The sequence below is a fragment of the Polaribacter batillariae genome (assembly GCF_017498485.1).
Lineage (GTDB): Bacteria > Bacteroidota > Bacteroidia > Flavobacteriales > Flavobacteriaceae > Polaribacter > Polaribacter batillariae.
This window is the reverse complement of sequence record NZ_CP071795.1, coordinates 2376463-2396474: the sequence shown is the minus strand read 5'-3', so window position 1 is coordinate 2396474 and position 20012 is coordinate 2376463. Positions and strand designations below refer to the sequence as shown.

Sequence of the window (20012 nt, the reverse complement as noted above, 5' to 3'; positions counted from 1 at the left end):
GCTCAAAGGTGTTCAGAAAGATTTCCAATAGTTAGTTCTCAGTTTCTGAAATAAACGTTTTGCAACTAATTTTTCAAAAAAAAACGTTCTTGCTTATTACAGCAAGAACGTTTTTAGTTTACCGAGTTCTTTATTTAATTATGGATTATATTCATAATCTAAATTAACCTCTGTATTTGAGTCTGTAATCGTTTCTGTAACTGTTGTAACTTCCTTACCATCTACCGTAAATGTTACTGTGATATCGTATGGCATTTTACCGCTAAGATGCGTATAGGCAAGTTCCAAGTCAACATCTTCACCTTTGTTAACATTAAACGTATGTTGTCCACTTGTACCGTTTAAGTTGGTGCCAACATAAAGTCTCTTTTGTTTAGAACCATTATCTGCGCTTCCTTTAAAACGAATGATTCCTGCAGAATCATTGGTTGATGAAGCTACGTCAAATTTAACTGTTGTGCTTACAAGATTTTGATTTACTTCTGTTGCATTTGTACCATCGTCTTTTGCCTTAAAAGCGTGGTTAATTTGAACAATTTGACCGTTATTGTTAATTAGCTGAGTTCTTTCTTCCACAACTTTTCCGTCCACTTCAATCACAAGCGTTACCGAAAACGGAATGTTTTCATCTAAAGCCGTAAAAGACAGAGAATTTTCTATATTTGAACCGGCTTCGTACTCAAAAGCATATGATTCGCTTACATTGCCAACATTTACACCACTATAAGAACCATCTGCTTGGTTTAATCCACTTGCACGCGAAGAAAAATTAATTATACCTACGCCATTATTAGTGGTCTTTACGCTAAACTTTACGTTATGTTTCACAAAATTCTTTGTGGTTTCGGGATTTTTATCATCGTTATCACAAGATACTACGCATAAAGATGCGAATAATACTAAAAATAAATACTTCATTCTGTTTTTCATTGCTTAAAATTATTAATGTTAAAAAATTGGGTTATACTTAATTTAATGACTCGGTTTTTTCTAATTACAATTAACAGCTTATGGTGCTGTGTTTTTTATTGAATATGGTTTCTTTATTTAAACAAATTACATTTTTATTTACGTACATTTTTTCATAAAAAAAACACATACTTCAATTACCAATAGATAACTGAAGTATGCGTCTTATTTGACACAATGTTAAAAAACTATATTTTCTATTTCTTCTTCAGGATAAAATATAGCCTATGTTTTATATTGCGGGTACAAATGTAGATATATTTATTTCATATAAAAAAACAATAACGAAACTTTAACAAAAGTAGGTGTGTTGGTGTTTTAATTGTGTTAAAATTAGCTCGATGTGAATTACCCACTATAGTCCTCATTTATCAGTTTATCAATTCAGATATCAAATCGAGTATAGTTGAGATTTATTTTGAAATGCTAGTTTTTTATGACCGTTCTCTAAATAACGTTTGCTGCCTTCTAATTAAAATATATTTTGATTTTAGTAATGCTCGAACTGACAAATATTTGATTTTAAAATGACGGTATTAACACACCTTTTTTTTCTTTCTATTTCATTATAAAAAGAAAAAAGCAACATTTATATAAAATGCTGCTTTTTCGTGACTAACTAATTCAAAATAACTATTATAAACTATAATAAAACTTTAATCTCTTTTGATTATAAACCAAACTTCAGGATTGTTAACACTGGTTAACTTAATTTCTTTAGGGTCATCTGGGTCGTCCATTTCTGTTTCATAAGGTTTATTCTCCATAAAAACCTCGCCATAAAAATCCATGTACGGAAATATAATTCCTGTTATAAGATCTGGACCTAGATCTACAGCATCTAATTGGGTTTTTTGCCCCGCAACTCCCGTAAAAGAAGCTCTTTTACCTGATGTCCATCGTGTTGTACTACCAGAAATAATACCTGCAATACCAATTATTGGAGGAGTATATTGCCCTAATACAAATTCTGGTTCTACTGTTGGCCATAACCTTGCAAACCGGTTGTCGTTGTGAAGTGATTGCATTTCTATTTGGGCATCAATAAAATGCTGCGATGTATTATCAGAGTCAACAGTAGTTCTCCATAATAGTGATGCGTCGAAAGGAGGTAAATAAACATCAATAATTACATCACCATCTAAAGAAACAAGTCGATCTTCATCAAAGTTTAAGATAAATTCCTGAACAGTTACTCCATTGAGTGTAATCGGCTCGTATAAATAAATACCTTGTGATGTATAGATATAAGGAGAAGATATTGCTTCTTCACCTTCTTCCATAAAGTCTATTCTTAATTGTGTTCTTGCGGTAGGAATGTCTTTTCCGTTAACAGTGGTTGCTAATATTGAGTTAGAAAAATATTGCTTAATATTATCTACTTTTTCTAGATACTCTTCAGCTGGCTCCTCCAACTTTTTCAGTCGCATTTCATTATTAGTTTTAACCCCTTTTACCATAAGATTATCTGTTTCTTCGTCTCTTGATAAGATTACAAACTCATAGTCTGCTTCACCAGCACCTTGAGGTCTGAAACCATTTGGTGTGGACAAAAAATGAAATATTCTATTATAGGTATTGAATGTAAGTACTGGACCTCCATATTGAACTATTTCGTAATTGGATGTAGCCTCTCCTACAGCTGTTTCTCCCTTTACTGTAACCATATTTTTGTCATCAAACTTAAAGGTGTAATTGTAAGCTCCACAGCATCTGCCACGCCCAGCAAAATACTCTAGCACCCAACCATGTTCTGGCTTTGGTAAAAGTTCTTGGTATTCGCTAATCGCTCCAGATATTCTTTCTGATGCCGATTTATCAAATATTCTATCGTCTTCAATTTTGGTGCACGAAAGCACTGCAATTCCTAAAAAGAAAACCGTTACTATTTTTTTTAATTTTTTTTCCATTTTATTACGTTTATTCTATGTTATCTAAATCTTGTTGGTCAAGTTGACTTACCCTAAGTTGAATTTCGTCTCTTAAAGCGTCAATATCCAAATCCCAGACTTTGTCTAAGTAATCTCTAATTATACCCATTTTTTGGGTCATTATAGGTCCTCCATCACCTGCGTCTTGTATCATAGTATCCCAATCGCTTTGTGGAGTAGTAATATAGTACGATATTAACTCTACAAAATCTTCATTGGCTTCGCTACTGCCATATCTACTAATAAAACCTGCTTGTCTGGCTTCATCATCAGAGTTCCAGCTTTCTACCCAAAGCCCACCTACATAGGTGGATGCTGATATTTTATCAAAATCTATAGAATAATCTGTTGTTTGGTGAAGTATGTGAGAAAATTCGTGGTATATGGTTCTAAAGTAAAAGTTATATAATTCTTGTATATCATCTACATCTAATCTATTCACTCTGTATAATGTTATTTTTAAACCTCCTTCTGCAGTTCCTAAAACAATGGTTCCATTAGGGTTATAAGCCGCAGAGCCGACTAAAAGAATAAATTTTGGAAAGTGCTTTTGTAAAAAACCAGCTGGTGCAACCTTTTTATAAGGCTCTAAGCATAGGTATTTTATTAAATTCGCCATTCTTACAGAGTTACGGTATCTCGCAGGTGACAGAGTGTAGCTAAAATCACTTTCGAAATCAGGAAGTTTGTATAATATCCTAAGGTTGTATGGCTCTACAAATTCTCGTTCTAGATACTTATCAAAATCGTTTTGCAACTTGTTATCAACCCTTATAACGGTTTCGCTAGTATCAATAGGGTTGTCGTTATTTGAGCAGGCCCAAAAGCCAATTAATATGGTAACAAAACTAAGTAGTATTAATATTTTTTTCATAATTCTATTATTTTTTTGGTTTATCTAGGATTAGGTTTTAAGCCAGTAATAATTATATCTTGTGGCAATTGTATGGCTTTTCGTAAATCATTTTCTGTAAGCCTGTCTGTTACTGAATAGTTACTTGTTACTGTTGTGAGTTGATAACGTGGCACTTCTATTCCATAACGTTTAATATCGTACCATCTAAAGCCTTCATGTAAGGTTAATATTCTTCTACTTTGCAATAGATAATGCAACATATTTTCTTGAGTTCCTGCCTCTACACTAAATTTAGGGTTTAGTTCTTTTTTTTGTGTAGGCTCTTCATCAGTAGAATATTTTATGTTATTATAAAATGTATCTACTTCGTCAATTGTTGTGGTTCTATCTTTAAAAAAGTTACTAGACCAGGCATTTAAATCGTCCATGGCAGCATTGTAATTTTTAAGCAATATATTTGCTTCGGCTCTTACCAATAGCGTTTCGTCTGCATGGAAACTAGGTAATGACGTTCTAGCAAATCCAATTCGAGCCACTGGATCAGTAAATTCAAATAAATAAGGTACTTTATAAAGTAGCGTTTTATCTAAACCAGAAATAGCTAAAACCAAAGGGGTAAACCAATATTTTGTAGCAGCAGGTTCTAGAAACGGAACGCGTCTCGTTAAAACATTATCGGCGAAAACGGTTTCATCATCAGCAAGTCTTTTAGTATGGCTAAAGCGCCCTAAATTCCTAAATGCACCAAACGCTACCCCCAATTGAGAGGTATAAGCGATATTTAAGAAATTACTATCACTTGTAATATAGGTATTGGTTAATATGTTTGCATCTAACTGCAAGCTATCGAACTCTTCCCAATCTCTTAAAATAGCAGATGGATTATTGCCTAATGCTTCAGAAGCATACTCTTTTGCTTTCGCCCAGTTTTCATAATAAAGGTTAAATCTTGCAGCAAATGCAAAGGCAGCTCTTGTATTAAAGTGGTAGTTAGGAATTTGGTAAATATCGTCTTTTATAAGCGGTAATGCTTCTTCTATATCTGCATTTATATTTTCGTAAACCTCTGCTACAGTATTTCTTTTATAAGTTGGGTTTAATGTAGTTTCTGGCTCTGTAATATATGGTACACCTAAATCTGTACTACTGCTTTCGGTGTTATAATGCATCCCAAAAATATTAACAAGCATAAAGTGAGAATAAGCTCTTGTTATTAAGGCTTCTGCCTTTTCTGCAGACAAATCTATTTGTGGATTCTCTAACTTTAATCTTTCAATAGCTTTTAAGGCCTCATTTGAATGCGCTATAGCTTTATAAGATGCCTCCCAAAAGTTTTTGATGTCGTCGGTTCCTGTTGCTGTTATATCTTGCCAGTATGCAATTTCGGTAGTTAATAAATTGCCATTAGGATGGTTTTCTCCTTGATCTACAACGTTGTCTGATGATAATTCTGCTACCAATGCTGGGCTAATTGTAGGATAAGCAGACACCAAAAGTTTTCTTATTTTTGTTTGGCTATCTATTTCTGTTCTGTTGTCAGGTAACTCATCTAGCGTTTTATCACAGGACGATACAATACATAGTGATAAAAATATTGTAATAATTAATAAGTTTCTATTTTTCATCATGATTCTTTTATTTTTATAAACCTAATCTTAAGGTAAACGTAATTTGTCTTGGCAATGGTACTGCCACACCTCCCGAGTTAAAAAACTCTGGGTCTTGTCCTTTTAATTTCTTGTCTGCATATAACAACCAAAGATTGGTTGCTTGTAATTTAAAAGACAAGTTGTTAATTTCTAATTTATTGGTAAAATATTTTGGGAAATCGTACTGAAGCGATATTTCTTTTAGCCTTACAAAATCTCCTTTAGCGATACGTGCGTTCGAGTAATTGTAAAGGTTATAAGACCTGGCAAGGTTAAAATTACCATAATTATTTTGTTGTCTAGTGGTTGCCACAAGTGGTACGTTGGTAAAGTTTTCGTCACCTGGTACCACCCATCTATCTTCAAATTCTCTAGGGAAGGCTGTAAGATCTGAATAACCTGAACTAAAAACAGGGCTCAGACGAACTACATTACCAAAAGAATAAGTTGTAAAAATATTTAAAGTTAAGTTTTTGTATTTAAAAATATTACCTATACTTCCAACATCTGTAGGATCCGAAGAACCAGAGTATTCTAAAAAGCTAAGATCGTCTCGTTCTTGAACGTTGATATTTGAAACTGTAGATTCGTCTTCTGCGTTTAAAAAAGTAGGCAGCCCAATATTGCTCAAACCATTAAAACGATAAGAAAAAAGAGATCTTACAGGAAAACCTTCCCTTGCGAAACCACTACCTGTAACTAAATCTACAGCTCGTTGTCTTGTTGCTAGTTTTGTAACTTTATTTTTTATTTTGGAATAAACAAAATTCGTATTCCACGAAAAATCGTCGGTTTTAATGTTGGTTGATGAAACAGACAATTCAAAACCATTAGATTCCATATTAGCAACATTTCCAAACTTATTTATTTCACCACCTACACCTGGTGTGTTGATACGACCTATCAAATCAAAATTATCTCTTCTATACCAATCGGCTGCTACGTTTATTCTATTGTTTAAAAATCCTGCCTCTACACCAATATTAAGTTCGTGCTTTTTTTCGTAAGTTAACTCACTATTTCCAAGAGAACTAATTTGTAATGCTGTTTCTCTCGTATCGGCAGTTGGTCTCCAAGGATTTAAACTTCTAATATCAACAACAGAGTTGGTAACAAAATGTGGTCCTGTATCTGCTGTTAAACTATACGATGCTTTAAGCGTAAAATTAGATAAAACAGGCTTTAAATCGTCAAAGAATTCTTCTTCATGGGCGTTCCATGCACCAGAGACATTCCAAGTTGGCAACCATCTTGAAGCTCTAGATCTACCAAGTCTATTTGTACCTTCGTAACGGAAGGTTCCGTTTATAGTATATCGTCTTTTCCACGAATATGTAGCGTTGGCAAAGAATGCAATATTTTTAAAGTTGGTGTTGGCTAATCCGTAGTAAAGTGAATTTTCTTCAACCCCATTTTTAAATAATTCATATCCGTAAGAAGGAATTTCTCCTAAAGAATACTGTAATCCCCAACCTGTAAAGTTAACCGTTTTTCTTCTAGCGTTATTAGATTGCATACCTGCATAGAAATTAACAGTATGTATATTGTTGAATATGTTTTTATAAGATGCTGTGGCTCTTACATCATAACCTAATAGACTATGGTCTGTACGTCTGTAAATACCACCTTCGGGCAATACACTAATAGGAAGCGCAAACGGATCGTCTGGATTTTGGTATAAATACGGATTACTGTCTCTTATAGTAGTATCTTCATTTCCAGGAACTACACCAGCTCTGTAAGCTTCTGCTTGGTTTGAAAATTCTGTTGAATTATGTTCTTGAGTCGTAGTTTGGTATTTTAAAGCTCCTAAAACGCTAAGCTCAACCTTTGGAAATATTTTATATTGAAGTTCTCCTTGAAATCTTAGATCTACAATGTTTAAATCCATGTAATTTTCTCTTAGCTCGTGCAAAATATTAAAAGGAGCGAAGTTTCTTGTGTAAAATGTGTTAGGATCCAGTGCTCTTGAAGAGTTAAGGGCAAAAGAATATGGGTTAATATCAAAATCTCTTACTACTTCTCCAGATACAGGATCTGTTCTTTGTGATAAAGTTCCTGGTGCTTTTTGTTTTCTGTAAGATGCATTACTAATAGCATTAAGAGTAAGCTTGTCTGTAATTTTAAAAATAGATTTAAAGTTTGCTGTGTAACGGTTTACATTACTAGATTTGGTCCATCCTGGATCTACTAAAGCACTTATTGAGCCATAATAGGTGGCGCGATCTGTACCAGAAGACATACTTAAGGTATGGTTTTGCATTACATTCGCATTAAACAACCTATTAAACCAGTTCGTATTTCTATATTCTGCCTCTCTTAAATATGCTGCTAATGCTGCATCTGTATTATCAAGCGCAAATTTACCTGTGGTTTCATCATAAACTCTAAATAATTGATAAGCTCTACCATAAACACCACTTTCTCTAGCTTTTGCAAGATCGGCAGGGTTTAACCAACCACCTGTTCTCATTTCCTCATAAACAGACATCTGTTCTTGAGAGTTCATAATATTAAAGTTATTGTAGCTTGGTATTAATCTAAAAGTTGATTCTCCTGTATAGTTAAAGCTACTTACACCTGCTCTACCTTTTTTAGTGGTTATTACGATAACCCCAGCCATCGCTCTAGCACCGTAAATTGAGGTTGCAGAACCATCTTTTAGTACTTCAAAGCTTTCGATATCATTTGCGTTTAGACCAGCAATAGCAGAACTAATAAGTGTATTTGGGTCTCCAGACGATAAGGCGTCTGATGTTAACTCAACCACATCATCTAAAATAACACCATCTACAACCCATAGTGGTTTAGAGTTACCAAATATAGAAGTAGCTCCACGAATACGTATTTTTGGAGAAGAACCAAAAGTACCTGATACGTTTTGAACAGACACCCCTGCAGCTCTACCTTCTAAAGACCTACTAATATCTGGCACACCATCTAATTGAATTTCTGACGCTTTTAACGAAGTAGAAGCCCCTGTAAAAAGACGCTTATCTGTTGTGGTAATACCAGTAATAACTACTTCTTCCAAAGATTCTGTACTTTCTTTTAACGTAACATTGATAACGGTTTGGTTGCCCACTGTAATTTCTTTGTTTTCAAAACCTAAAAAAGAAAAAACCAATACGTTTTCTGGATTTGGAACATTAATACTATAATTCCCATCAAAATCGGTTGTAGTACCCTTACCTGTTCCTTTTACTAATACTGTAACCCCAAGTAAAGGTAAACCTGTTCCGTCTTTTACAGTACCTGAAACTTTTGTTTGTTGTTTCTTTTTTTCTCCTTTATAAGAATTGTATTTCCTGAAGTAACCACTATGTCTAGATTACTATTTAATATGATTTGATTCAGCAAATTATCAACTCTTACTTTTCCTTTTTTTAATTGAATTTTAGATTGTTTTTTGAAAATACCTTCTTGATATACAAAAGTATAATCTGTTTGATTTTTAATGATTTTAAAAACCTCGTTAACAGTTACCTCTTTATCGGCATCTATTACCACTTTTACTTGAGAGAAAGAACTGTTTGGCGAAACTGCAAAAACTGCTGAAAAGAATAAAAAGATAAAAGTTCGCATAGTTAGTTTAAAAAGTCTTTTTGTATTCAACAAAAAGCCGTCTATTAATTTAAATTTCATAAATTAGCATATATTAGTTAGTTAAATATTTAATTGGTTAATAAGATTTTTGGAAAGAAATGGCCTATTACCGTCCAAAGTTTTAAGTGCTATTTCTTTCTTTTTTTTTACTTTTTTCTATTATACATCGTTTTATTTGTTTTTGGGTTCAACTTTATTTAGATAACAACTATCTTAGAAAGATTGTTTTATTATTTATTTCGTAATTATTTATAATGCTAGAGTTTTTTACGGCCGTCATAATATCTTCAATACTTTGACTTTTTTTAAGTTTTCCCGAAAAACGTAAACTTTCTAGTGATTTATCATCAAAAGTAACCTGCATGTTGTACCATCTAGAAAGTGTTTGCATTATGTTTGCTAATGGTTTGTTTTCGAAACTAAAAACTCCCTGTCTCCAAGAAATTTCATTGTAAACATCAACATTTTTTAATATTGTAATATTGTCGTTTTTTAAGTTAAGTGCGGCTTGTTCTCCTGGTTTTAAAACCTGATTTTTACCAGATATGTCTATTGCTACACTGCCTTCTACGAGTGTGGTATAAATAATTGAGTCTTCTTTGTAGGCTTTTACATTAAACTCTGTACCTAAGACCGTAATTTCTTGAGATTGGCTTAAAACCTTAAATGATGTGCCATTATTTAAAAAACTGGAAGAGACATCAAAATAAGCTTCTCCATATACTAGCTCCACTTGCCTTTCTTTACCATTTGAGAAGACTTCTGGGTATTTTATTTTGGTATCTGAGTTGAGCCAAACCTTAGTACCATCAGACAATGTAATTTGGAACTCTCCTCCACGAGGTACTGTAAGGGTATTATAGGCGATTTGTTTTATATCGGATTTTTTATAAACAAGCTCTTTACCATCACTTATAATGTTTTTATCATTAAATGGTTTTCCTTTTTCTAGTACAACTTCTTTATTGTTAGATAACATTAACACGGCCTTGTCAGTACCTTTTTCTATTTGATTATTAACAATTATAGGCTCTAGGAACTGTTTTTGGGAATCTTGTTTCGTAAAATAAAATGCTAAAGAAATTACAATTAATACAGAAGCTGCTGCAACATATTTAAAAAAAGTAGTAAAAGTATGTTTTTGTTTTGATTGTTCTTTTTTTATTTGAAATTGAATTTTTGACCATGAGTTTGCTTGAAATAACTTTTTATCTGCCAATTCTTCTTTCCAAATATTTTTTTTGTCTTGGTAAGAATCCAAAAAAACTTCTAGTTTTCGAATTTCTTTTCCAGAACATTCATTATTAATATATTTTGAAAAAAGCTTCTTTGCTTTCTTTTTATTCATTTTTACTCTTTTAAACCTTGTTGTTATTAATAAGTAACAAAAGTTTAGGTTTGGTACACCTTAAAATTTACTTTTTTTTAACATTAAGGAAACATAAATATGTAAAAGACTTATTAACAGTATGTTGTGTTTTTTATAAAATGTAGTTTAAGTGATGTGAAGAACAAATAAAATAAATTTGGTGTCCTTGTTTTTTTAAATCTTGTTTTACATGTTTCAAGCCTTTTGAGATTTGGTTTTTTACGCCTTGGATTGAAATGTTAAGTATTTCTGCAATTTCTTTGTTGCTTTTGTTTTCAAATCTACTTAATTCAAAAATTTCCTTGCAACGTTTAGGTAGTTTAGACACCGAGTTTTTTACAGCTATTTCTAACTCACTGTATTCCATTTTCTTTAAAGCATCAATAGAAATATCTATAAGATTAAGGCGCGTAACATCTTCTTTATTGAATTTTTGGTCTCTAAAATAATTGAATATTTGATATTTTACAGCCCTAAATAAAAAAGATTTTACACTCGTTATTTTTATTTCTTTTCTTTTTGACCATAAATCTATAAAAATGTTTTGAACAATGTCTTCGCATATTTGCTTATCTTTAATTACGTTATAGGCGTACAAAAACATTGAATGGGCATATTTATCGTGTAATATTTTAAACGCATTTGTATTCCCAAATGTTATTTCATTTACAAGCTCATTATCTGTTAAAGATTTTAACATCATTTAAAAAAATTAAAAACATTTTACGAAAAATAAATGTAAGTCAATCAACTAGAATTTTCTTTAAAAAATAGCAAGATAACTTTTATTATTTTTAGTTCCTAACAATACGTTTAAAAGACACAGGATAAATGCATTTAAAGAAATACTTAAATGGGAACTTTGCAAAAATCATATTATTATTGTTTTGATTTTTGATAACCAATACCATTTTTTTTACACTTAAAGATTGCATAGCAACATTTGCACTTCGATTGTTAAAATAATTGTGTTAAGAGTGCTTCTTTTTTTATTTTTTTGATGTACTTATAAATGAAGTTAATGTTGTTTACCTATTTTAAGACGAGACAACAAAATACAAAAAGCCCAAAGTGTTTAACACTTTGGGCTTTCGCTATGTTTACTTTTTAAAAGTAACTATTTGTTAGAAGCTAATTTAGATTCCGATTTCCACAAATTAACATCTACAATAGCATTGTTAATGTATGTAATTTCTTTTAAAGATTCACCTTCCCACATAAACCACTTTCCAACTTTTTTTCCTTCTTTATAAAAAGCTAAATGTGTTTTATTTCCTTTTTTATCAAAACGAGTCCATTTTCCAGTCAATTTTTTATCTTTAAAATAACCTTCTGTACTCACAGAACCATTTTCGTGATAATAAGTCGCTTTTACCAAATCTCCTTCTGCCTTAAAAGTCGGTTTGTTTTCTTGAGCATACCCTATTGCAACTAAGCAAAACATGCAAATTGTTATTAATTTTTTCATGACTTTAATTTTAAGGTTTAACATTATATTTACAAATATAATTATAATCTAACAATTTACAAACAATTTGGTAACATTAAATTAACATTAGAAATTTAATTGATTTAAAAGATTGATTTTATTATATTTACAAAAACATATAAACCTTAAATACAAATATTATGGCAGTAATGAAAGTAATAGAAGTACTAGCAAACTCAGAAAAGAGTTGGGAAGATGCAACTAAAAAAGCAGTAAAACAAGCATCGAAATCCGTTAAAAATATCAAATCGGTATTTGTACAATCGCAAAGTGCCGTTGTAAATGGAGACGATGTAACCGAATTTAGAGTAAACTTAAAAATTACTTTTGAAGTAAACTAACTTAAAAAAAATACACTACTACTCTAAGAGGCTGTCACAAAAGTAAATTTAACTGTTATTTTGACCAAAGTCGAAAAATATAAAATACTGAAAATTCAGTAAATAAGATTTCTCTATTACAGTCGAAATAACAAATTTTAATACTTTCGAGACAGCTTCTTTTATATGCTCTAAAAATAAAAATATTGTAAGCCATTTTTATAATTTTAGTAACTTTATTCTTATGTCTGCTTAATTTGTAGATATATTTTTAGTCTTTCAAAAAAAGAGAGAAACACATTTATATAAGTAATACCATTGGTTATTTGAAATTATTTATACACAATATACACTAGCAATTACTGCTTTATTATTAACTTTGTTTTTTTAATTTTTAAAAAATAAAACTTATTATGGAACAATATTTAGATCAATTTAAAAAAGTTGTAATCGAATACACACCAAAAGTTCTAATGGCAGTTGCCATGTTAATTATTGGTTTAATTATTATTAAAATTATTGTTAATACAACTAGAAAGATACTAAGAAAAAGAAATGTAGATGTTTCTTTACAGCAATTTTTAGGAAACTTATTAAGTTGGGCTCTTAAAATAATTTTATTTATAACAGTAATCGCAAAATTAGGAGTAGAAACTGCTTCTTTTGCTGCAATTATAGCAGCAGCTGGTTTGGCTGTTGGTTTGGCGTTACAAGGTTCTTTAGCCAATTTTGCAGGAGGTGTTTTAATTATGATTTTTAAACCTTTTAAAATAGGCGATTTAATAGAAGCACAAGGTGAAATAGGTGTTGTAAAAGAAATAGAAATATTTACTACAAAATTAACTGGGTTGTCTAATAAAGAAATTATAATTCCAAACGGAACTTTATCTAACGGAAATATTGTAAACTATACAAGCGAGGGCACAAGGCGTGTAGATTTGGTAATAGGTGTTTCTTACGATGCAGACATTAAGCAAACCAAAAACGTTATCATGAATGTTTTAACCTCGCATCCAAAGGTTTTAAAAGATCCTGCTCCAGGAGTTACTGTTTTAGAATTGGCAGATAGTTCTGTAAATTTTGCTGTAAGACCTTGGTGTACTACTGCAGATTATTGGACAGTTTATTTCGACTGTATGGAAAATATTAAAGAAGCATTAGATGCTGCAGGTATAGAAATTCCTTACCCACATAACGTACAAATTAATAAAAAAGAAGAAAACTAAAAAGTAGGTTTCTTTTTCTTTTCAGGAATAACAATAAAATCTTTTAAATAAAAAGGTTCGAAATAAGCGACATCTTCGATGTCGTTTTTTTTGTACTTTTCGAATGATAATTTTGCCATTTCTTTAGAAGACGGAAATTTATCATCAATAAAAACAGCATTTTTATGAGTAATTATTTCTTTGCATTTTTGAGCACCATCCCCCAAAAAATAAACTTTATTTTTTTCTAAATATTCAGAAAAAGAGTTTTTATCGATAATTTGTGCTGTTGTTGTTTTTATTTTTTGATGATTTTTATTGAAAACAGCTGTATAAACTTCCATTCTTCTAGCATCTAACATTGGTACAATGTTTCCTTCTTCAACAAAAATAGCATGTGATAATGAGGTTAAAGTATCAATAGAAATTAAGGGTTTGTTTAAAGCAAAACAAAGCCCTTTTGCAGCAGAAACTCCAATACGCAAACCTGTATAAGACCCAGGTCCTTTGCTTACAGCAATTGCATCGATTTTAGATTTTAAAATGTTTGCCTCTTGTAAAATATCTTTAATAAATGGGTGTAAAACTTCTGCATGAGAATAATTGCCATTATTTAACTCTTTAATTGCTAAAATAATACCATCTTTTGCAAGACTTACAGAGCAGTTTTTGGTTGCAGTTTCTATGTTAAGTATAATTGCCAAATTTATTTTTTAGCAAAGATAAGTTATCGTAAAAAGAAAACCTCGCAAAATTGCAAGGTTCATCTTTATTTTGTTTATGATGCTTTTATTATTCGAAAACTAATTCTCCAGAATAAAATTGTAGTACTTTGGTTTTAAATACATAGTCGTATTTAGATCGAATCATTAACCCTTCTGCATTAACCAAACGCGTTCTTACCAAATCAAAATCAAACAAAGTAATGGCCCCATAATTGTATCTTTCTTGGGCATTTTTAAAGGCTTCTTGTTGTGCTTCTAAAGAAATTTTTGCAGCTTCGTATGCCTTTAAGGCAGATTTTACATCTAAAAATGCCTGCTCTATCGTTTGTTTTAATTGTAGTTTTTCATTTTCTAACCTTGTTTCAGAAACCTTTTTATTGATGATTGATTGTGCAACTCTATTTTTTGTTTGAAAACGATTAAAAATTGGAACATTAAGTGAAAGACCTACATTATATCCTAAATTGTCATTTAATTGTTTAAAAAAATAATCATTAGAAAAAATTTCGTTAAATCTATGACTATATCCTGTTCCCATTCCTGCGAAAGCTGTTAATGTAGGTAAAAAAGCTCCTTTTGCTAATTTAATATTAAAATCTGCATTTTCGATATTTAACTTAGCTCTTTCAATTTCTGGCATGTAATTTAAAGATTTATTATACACTATTGTAGAATTTTCATACAATAAGCTAGTAGAAGGTGTTTCTAATTCTATGGGAGCTACATCAAAATTTTCTGATGGAACTTGTAATAATTGAGCTAAAGTTAACAATGCTAAATCTAATACATTTTCTTGAGTTACTACGTTTTGTAAATCGTTTGCTGCTGTAGATTGAACATTTAACAACTCGCCTTTGGCAATGGCACCCGCTTTAAACCTTGCTTCTGCGGCTTCTATTTGCTTTTTACTAATTTCTGCTTGAATCTTAGCAACTTCTAAATTTTCTTTTGCAAATAAAACATTTAAATAAGAATCTACAACTTGCAAAGAAATATCGTTTTCTATCTTTTTTAAATCGTACAAACTTGTTTCTACACCCAATTTTGCTTGCTTAAATGTATTTGTATTTCTAAAACCATTAAAAACAGTAACGCTAGAGTTTAAGTTGAAAGATGCATTAAAGTTATCTGTAGAAATTCTTGTATTACTTACATCGTCTATGAAAGACCCAAAACCAAATCTACCAGATGAACTTCCACTTAAATTAGGTAAAAAATTTCCTTTTGCAATATCTACGTCTTTTTTTGCGAGCTCTAAGCTTAATTTGTTTTGTTGAATGCTAATGTTTTTTTCTAAAGCCTGATTTACAGCTTCTTTTAAAGTCCATTTTTTTTGTGAAAAAGTAGCTATTGAAACAAATAAGGCTACAAATAGAATAAGGTTGGTTTTCAAAATCTTAAATTTTATATTATGTTGATTGATTTTTCTCAATAGTTGTACCAAAAAAAATAAAAACCTAAAATATTAATAATAAGCACATTACTATTATCTTCATTTTAAATTTCTATCAAAATCGAACACTTTTTATTTAAAAATGAACATTTTAACTTTTGCCAGCAATTATAAGACGACTAAATGTAAAATTTGTTACAAAACTAGCTTCTTATTGAAACGTTAAATTTTAGATTTTTTATTATACCTGTATATTGTAAAAAATAAAGCGCCAATTAACAGGTAAGGAAATACCATTAAGTAACTAATGCCATTATTTACACCTTCTGCCATTGAAGTATTTCCATTTTCTACAACAGCTTTACACATTGCGCATTGTGCAGAGCTAATTTCTATTGTAAAAAACAATAAAACAAACAGAAAAAGAAATTGCTTTTTATACATAATAAGGAGCGATCATTAAATATACTATTACACCTGTAACTGCAACGTACAACCATAGTGGAAAAGTTCGTTTTGCTATTTTTTTATGGGCTGGAAAATTACCCAATTTTGCTCGCATATAGGTTGTTAACACAAAAGGAATTACAACTATAGATAAGATTATATGGGTTATTAAAATAAAATAATATACATATTTTATAAGGCCTTCTCCACCAAAGCTAGTTGAGTCTGACGTCATGTGGTAACCAATGTACATTAATAAAAACAACAAAGAACAGGCAATTGCAGTTGTGTTTAACTGCTCGTGTAATTTTTTATTTCCTTTTTTAATAGCAACCACTGCTGCAATTAAAAGAACAGCTGTTATGCCATTTATAGTTGCATAAATGGGTGGTAAAAAAGTTAAGGGTTGTACATCGAAACCTAGTTTTCTAAGGTTTACTCCAAAAAGTGCAGCCACTGCAACAGGAATAATAACCGATAATGCTGTAATTATCTTTTTGTATTTTTTTCTTGTGCTAAACCTTGTGCTGAATTTGTTTTAGTGTTACTCATCTAATAACATTTTTATGTCTTCTTTTAATTCTTTTATTTGATCTGGAAAACCTTGTTCTTCAATGGCTCTATAATACATAATTGGGTTTCCAAATTCGTCTTTTCTAGATCTTATGTAACCGTTTTTATCTACCAAAGCAAATAAGCCAGAATGCTCGAAACCACCATGTGCTGCATCTCCTTTTCCTGCATACAATTTAAAACCTTTGTTAGAAAGCGCGTACACAACATCGTCGCTTTTTCCTGTTAATAAATGCCAGTTTTTATGCGTAATTCCGTTGTTTTTTGCATACTCTTTTAAAGCTTTAGGTGTGTCTATTTCTGGAGTAATGGATATTGAAGCGATTCCGAAATTTGGGTTTCCAAAAAATTCATCTTGAATGGTTAACATTTTACGATTCATAATTGGGCAAATGGTTGGACAGGTGGCAAAGAAAAATTCAACAACATATACTTTCCCATCATAGGTTTTATTTGTTATTGTTTTTCCTTCTTGGTTGATAAATTCGAAATCTGGAACTTTGTTAAATTTTACCAAATCCGATTTTTTAAAACGATCTACTACTTTTGGAACTGTGTAAATTCCAAATAATAAAATAACAAAGGCAATACCTACGTACGAATATTTTTTTTTCATAATCCTACTTCTTTTCTATCGGCTTTATTTTCGTTTTTATTTTTAAATGCTGCATAGTACTCGTAATAAAGTACTTTAATATCGTCTTTTAATTTGGCATTTAATTCTGCAACAGATTGCATGTTGTAACCAAATAGTTTTCCGTAGATTGTGCTATCTTTATCATTTGTTCTTCCTCTTAAATTGCCATTTTTATCTATTAAAAAAGCTTTAGAGGTGTATAAATTTGCCAAATTTTCGTTCGTTTTAAAACTAGAAAATAGTATTTTTATTTCCTCTTTATCAGCCGCAATAAAATTCCATTTTGCCATATCTGTAAAAGCACCTATTTCTTTTTTAAGAACTGCTACTTGTACTTCTTTTTCTTTAGGATACACAGCAATAATTTGAAATTGTTTGTAGTCTATAAAACTTTTATAAATTTTTTCATTCAAATTAAAAAAACCAGCTTTATTTACTTCGATATTATCTCCTAAAAAACAAACTACAGATATATGGTCTTTAAACGTTTTAGAGGGTTTAATTGCAGATATATCTATTACATTTTTAGTTAACACAGGTAGTTTGGTAAAATTATTTTTTCCAGTAGAAAGAATCAAGAAACAGATTAAAGGAAAAATAAAGAGCAAAAATAATACGACTCTTTTTTTTGTAATTTTCATGATTTGTGTTTTTAAATGCTACCTAAAAAGTAATTTGAGTATAAAAAAAGGTGGTTTAAAACCACCCTTATGTATTTAAATTACCATCTTACAAGTGGTGATAAGGTGTCATACAAATATTCTCCTTCAATTAATAATAGGGTTACTAAATAAATGATTAGGAAAACTGCGGTCCAAACGATGGAACGTCTAAACCATTTTTTTTCGCCTTCTAAGTGCATAAAAACCCATGCAATTCCGTAAGCTTTTGCTAAAGTTAAGATAATAAATATCCAGTTTAACCAGCTTGTTCCAGGACCATGTAGGTGTAATGCTTCTGGTTTAATAATACCTAAGTAAACTTCTACTAAAGTAATAACAGAAAGAATACCAAAAACTATCCATATTCTTTTCGTATTTGATTCGTGTGCGTGTGCCATCTTTTCTTGCTATTTTAGATTCCTGCTTTTGCAGAAAAAACATTTAAATTGATTTTAAAGGTTTACCCCTTAAGGTTTTAATTTATTATACTAAGTAGAAGAAGGTAAATACAAATACCCAAACTAAATCTACAAAGTGCCAATACAACCCTACTTTTTCTACCATTTCGTAATGTCCTCTTCTCTCGTAAGTTCCAAGAATAACGTTAAAGAAAATAATAATGTTAATTATTATTCCAGAGAATACGTGAAAGCCATGAAAACCAGTAATAAAGAAAAAGAAATCTGCGAAAATGGTATTTCCATACTCGTTTACTTTTAAATTTGCCCCTTCTACAACCATTTTGGTTTTTGCTAATTCTTTTGCGCCATCTTCTCTAGAAAGTATTGTTTTCTTTTTGGTGTCTAAATTAATTAGTTCTGTTCTTACCTGAATTGCTGGGTTTGCATTGTAGGCATTTATAACTTGGTTTACAGAATAGTTAGAGATTGTTTCTTCTGCTTCGAACCACAACCCGTTTTTTCGAGTGTGTTGCACTCTTTCGTCTGTTCTTTCTCCCGTAACAAAATCTGCCAAGGCAATTTGTTTGCCATCTTTTACAAATTGTAATACTTTACCATCTGTAGTTTTAACAGCTCCATAAGAACCTTTAATAAAGGTACTCCATTCCCAAGCTTGTGAGCCAACGAAAATAATACCTCCAATAATGGTCGCAAACATATACCAAGCTACTTTATTTTTTTTCATTTGATGCCCGGCATCTACTGCCAATACCATTGTTACAGAAGAAAAGATTAAGATAAACGTCATAATTGCAACGTAAATCATAGGAAATTCTCCATGTACAAAAGGAACGTGCGTAAAAACTTCGTCTGCAATTGGCCAAGAATCTATAAATTTAAAACGAGTTAAACCATAAGCTGCTAAAAAGCCAGAAAAAGTTAATGCATCTGAAACGATGAAAAACCACATCATCATTTTACCATAACTAGCGCCAAAAGGTTTTGCGCTACCACCACTCCAGGTATCTTTACTATTAGAAGGTATAGCAATATTTGCTTCCATATAAGTTTTTTGTTAATTAATTCTTAATTAGTTTGGCAAAATTAATCATTTTTCATCACTTGATAAAATAGAAAAAGAAAAATAGATAAATCCATAATATATCTACAAAATGCCAGAAAATAGCACCAAGTTCAAAGCCTAGCATATCATTTGGTTTGTATTTGTATTTAAAATGATTATAAATAACAACAAATAGCACAATTATACCCGCTAGCAAGTGCAAAATGTGCATAAATGTAATGCCAATGATAAAAGAGGTTGAAACCGTACTTTCTGGTCCTGTAAAATACAAGCCAATACTTTTTAATTGATTAAAACCCACATATTGTTGCCAGATAAAACCAATTCCTAAAAGTAGTGTTACAATTACCAAAATAAGTGATAATTGCCTTTTATCTTGTTTTAAAAATCGTTGTGATAAAAACAATGTAATGCTACTCGCAACTATTAAAAAAGTACTTATATAAAAAGCATCTGGCAAATCGAAAGAAACCCAATCGTCTCTTTTCATACTAATTACATACGCGCTTGTTAAACCTGCGAAAAACATTACCATACTAATCATAGAAACCCATAACATAGGCTTTGCCGATTTTTTTTTGGCAACTGTTAATTCTTGTTCTAATGTTTGTTCTTGTGTCATTTTATTATTTTTAACTGCAAAAATTACAAACACGCATTTTTTTTAATTTCTTTGCGAACTTTGTGTTTTTTTTA

19 protein-coding genes and 1 pseudogene are annotated in these 20012 nt (G+C 30.9%); 2 read left to right on the top strand and 18 right to left on the bottom strand.

Translation table 11 applies throughout. The annotated features are described in order from the left end of the window. Window positions 1-138: 138 nt before the first annotated feature. From JL193_RS10560 to JL193_RS10520, 9 genes and pseudogenes are all read right to left on the bottom strand, one after another. Window positions 139-930 carry a hypothetical protein gene (locus tag JL193_RS10560; protein WP_207970768.1) on the bottom strand — a complete coding sequence of 264 codons (792 nt, stop codon included), beginning with the start codon at window positions 928-930 and terminating at the stop codon, window positions 139-141. Window positions 931-1625: 695 nt separating this feature from the next. Next, window positions 1626-2879, bottom strand: coding sequence for a DUF4302 domain-containing protein (locus JL193_RS10555; RefSeq protein WP_207970767.1), 1254 nt, complete (start codon window positions 2877-2879; stop codon window positions 1626-1628). Between the two features lie 10 nt (window positions 2880-2889). Then, window positions 2890-3774, bottom strand: a complete 885-nt coding sequence (locus tag JL193_RS10550; protein WP_207970766.1) for a zinc-binding metallopeptidase — start codon at window positions 3772-3774, stop codon at window positions 2890-2892. Window positions 3775-3794: 20 nt separating this feature from the next. Beyond that, window positions 3795-5384: a RagB/SusD family nutrient uptake outer membrane protein gene (locus JL193_RS10545; RefSeq protein ID WP_243456730.1), complete on the bottom strand. Its 1590-nt coding sequence runs from the start codon at window positions 5382-5384 to the stop codon at window positions 3795-3797. A gap of 13 nt (window positions 5385-5397) precedes the next feature. After that, window positions 5398-8610 (bottom strand): annotated as a pseudogene (locus tag JL193_RS10540) (SusC/RagA family TonB-linked outer membrane protein); the annotation flags it as partial. A 41-nt stretch (window positions 8611-8651) separates the two neighbouring features. Continuing rightward, on the bottom strand, window positions 8652-9050 hold the full coding sequence (locus JL193_RS10535) for a hypothetical protein (protein ID WP_207970765.1): 399 nt from the start codon (window positions 9048-9050) through the stop codon (window positions 8652-8654). 169 nt (window positions 9051-9219) lie between these two features. Next, on the bottom strand, window positions 9220-10359 hold the full coding sequence (locus JL193_RS10530) for a FecR family protein (protein ID WP_207970764.1): 1140 nt from the start codon (window positions 10357-10359) through the stop codon (window positions 9220-9222). Window positions 10360-10492: 133 nt separating this feature from the next. Beyond that, the gene (locus JL193_RS10525) at window positions 10493-11083 is read right to left on the bottom strand and encodes an RNA polymerase sigma factor (protein ID WP_207970763.1); all 591 of its coding nucleotides are present in this window, start codon (window positions 11081-11083) and stop codon (window positions 10493-10495) included. A gap of 414 nt (window positions 11084-11497) precedes the next feature. Then, complete coding sequence (locus tag JL193_RS10520) at window positions 11498-11848, bottom strand: toxin-antitoxin system YwqK family antitoxin (RefSeq protein ID WP_207970762.1); 351 nt, start codon at window positions 11846-11848, stop codon at window positions 11498-11500. Between the two features lie 161 nt (window positions 11849-12009). Here JL193_RS10520 and JL193_RS10515 point away from each other — a divergent pair, with 161 nt between their 5' ends. Further along, window positions 12010-12210 (top strand): dodecin family protein, encoded by a 201-nt coding sequence (locus JL193_RS10515; RefSeq protein ID WP_207970761.1) that lies wholly within the window; start codon window positions 12010-12012, stop codon window positions 12208-12210. 392 nt (window positions 12211-12602) lie between these two features. Next, window positions 12603-13415, top strand: coding sequence for a mechanosensitive ion channel family protein (locus JL193_RS10510; RefSeq protein WP_207970760.1), 813 nt, complete (start codon window positions 12603-12605; stop codon window positions 13413-13415). On the opposite strand, the gene tsaB is transcribed toward JL193_RS10510, so the two are convergent. From tsaB to JL193_RS10465, 9 genes are all read right to left on the bottom strand, one after another. After that, on the bottom strand, window positions 13412-14098 hold the full coding sequence (tsaB, locus tag JL193_RS10505) for a tRNA (adenosine(37)-N6)-threonylcarbamoyltransferase complex dimerization subunit type 1 TsaB (RefSeq protein WP_207970759.1): 687 nt from the start codon (window positions 14096-14098) through the stop codon (window positions 13412-13414). The genes JL193_RS10510 and tsaB overlap by 4 nt on opposite strands. 88 nt (window positions 14099-14186) lie before the next feature. Beyond that, window positions 14187-15512 carry a TolC family protein gene (locus tag JL193_RS10500; protein ID WP_207970758.1) on the bottom strand — a complete coding sequence of 442 codons (1326 nt, stop codon included), beginning with the start codon at window positions 15510-15512 and terminating at the stop codon, window positions 14187-14189. 222 nt (window positions 15513-15734) lie between these two features. After that, on the bottom strand, window positions 15735-15956 hold the full coding sequence (locus JL193_RS10495) for a hypothetical protein (RefSeq protein WP_207970757.1): 222 nt from the start codon (window positions 15954-15956) through the stop codon (window positions 15735-15737). Continuing rightward, a complete protein-coding gene (locus JL193_RS10490) occupies window positions 15949-16416 on the bottom strand; it encodes a DUF420 domain-containing protein (protein WP_243456729.1) in 468 nt (155 codons plus the stop codon). Before JL193_RS10490 ends, JL193_RS10495 begins: the two co-directional genes overlap by 8 nt. Before the next feature lie 87 nt (window positions 16417-16503). Beyond that, entirely contained in the window at window positions 16504-17148 is a 645-nt protein-coding gene (locus JL193_RS10485) for an SCO family protein (protein ID WP_207970756.1), read from the bottom strand. Then, window positions 17145-17810, bottom strand: coding sequence for a hypothetical protein (locus JL193_RS10480; protein WP_207970755.1), 666 nt, complete (start codon window positions 17808-17810; stop codon window positions 17145-17147). Before JL193_RS10480 ends, JL193_RS10485 begins: the two co-directional genes overlap by 4 nt. Before the next feature lie 80 nt (window positions 17811-17890). Then, a complete protein-coding gene (locus JL193_RS10475) occupies window positions 17891-18229 on the bottom strand; it encodes a cytochrome C oxidase subunit IV family protein (RefSeq protein ID WP_207970754.1) in 339 nt (112 codons plus the stop codon). A gap of 85 nt (window positions 18230-18314) precedes the next feature. Beyond that, window positions 18315-19295 (bottom strand): cytochrome c oxidase subunit 3, encoded by a 981-nt coding sequence (locus tag JL193_RS10470; RefSeq protein WP_207970753.1) that lies wholly within the window; start codon window positions 19293-19295, stop codon window positions 18315-18317. A 55-nt stretch (window positions 19296-19350) separates the two neighbouring features. Next, on the bottom strand, window positions 19351-19938 hold the full coding sequence (locus JL193_RS10465; RefSeq protein WP_207970752.1) for a cytochrome c oxidase subunit 3: 588 nt from the start codon (window positions 19936-19938) through the stop codon (window positions 19351-19353). Window positions 19939-20012: the final 74 nt, after the last annotated feature.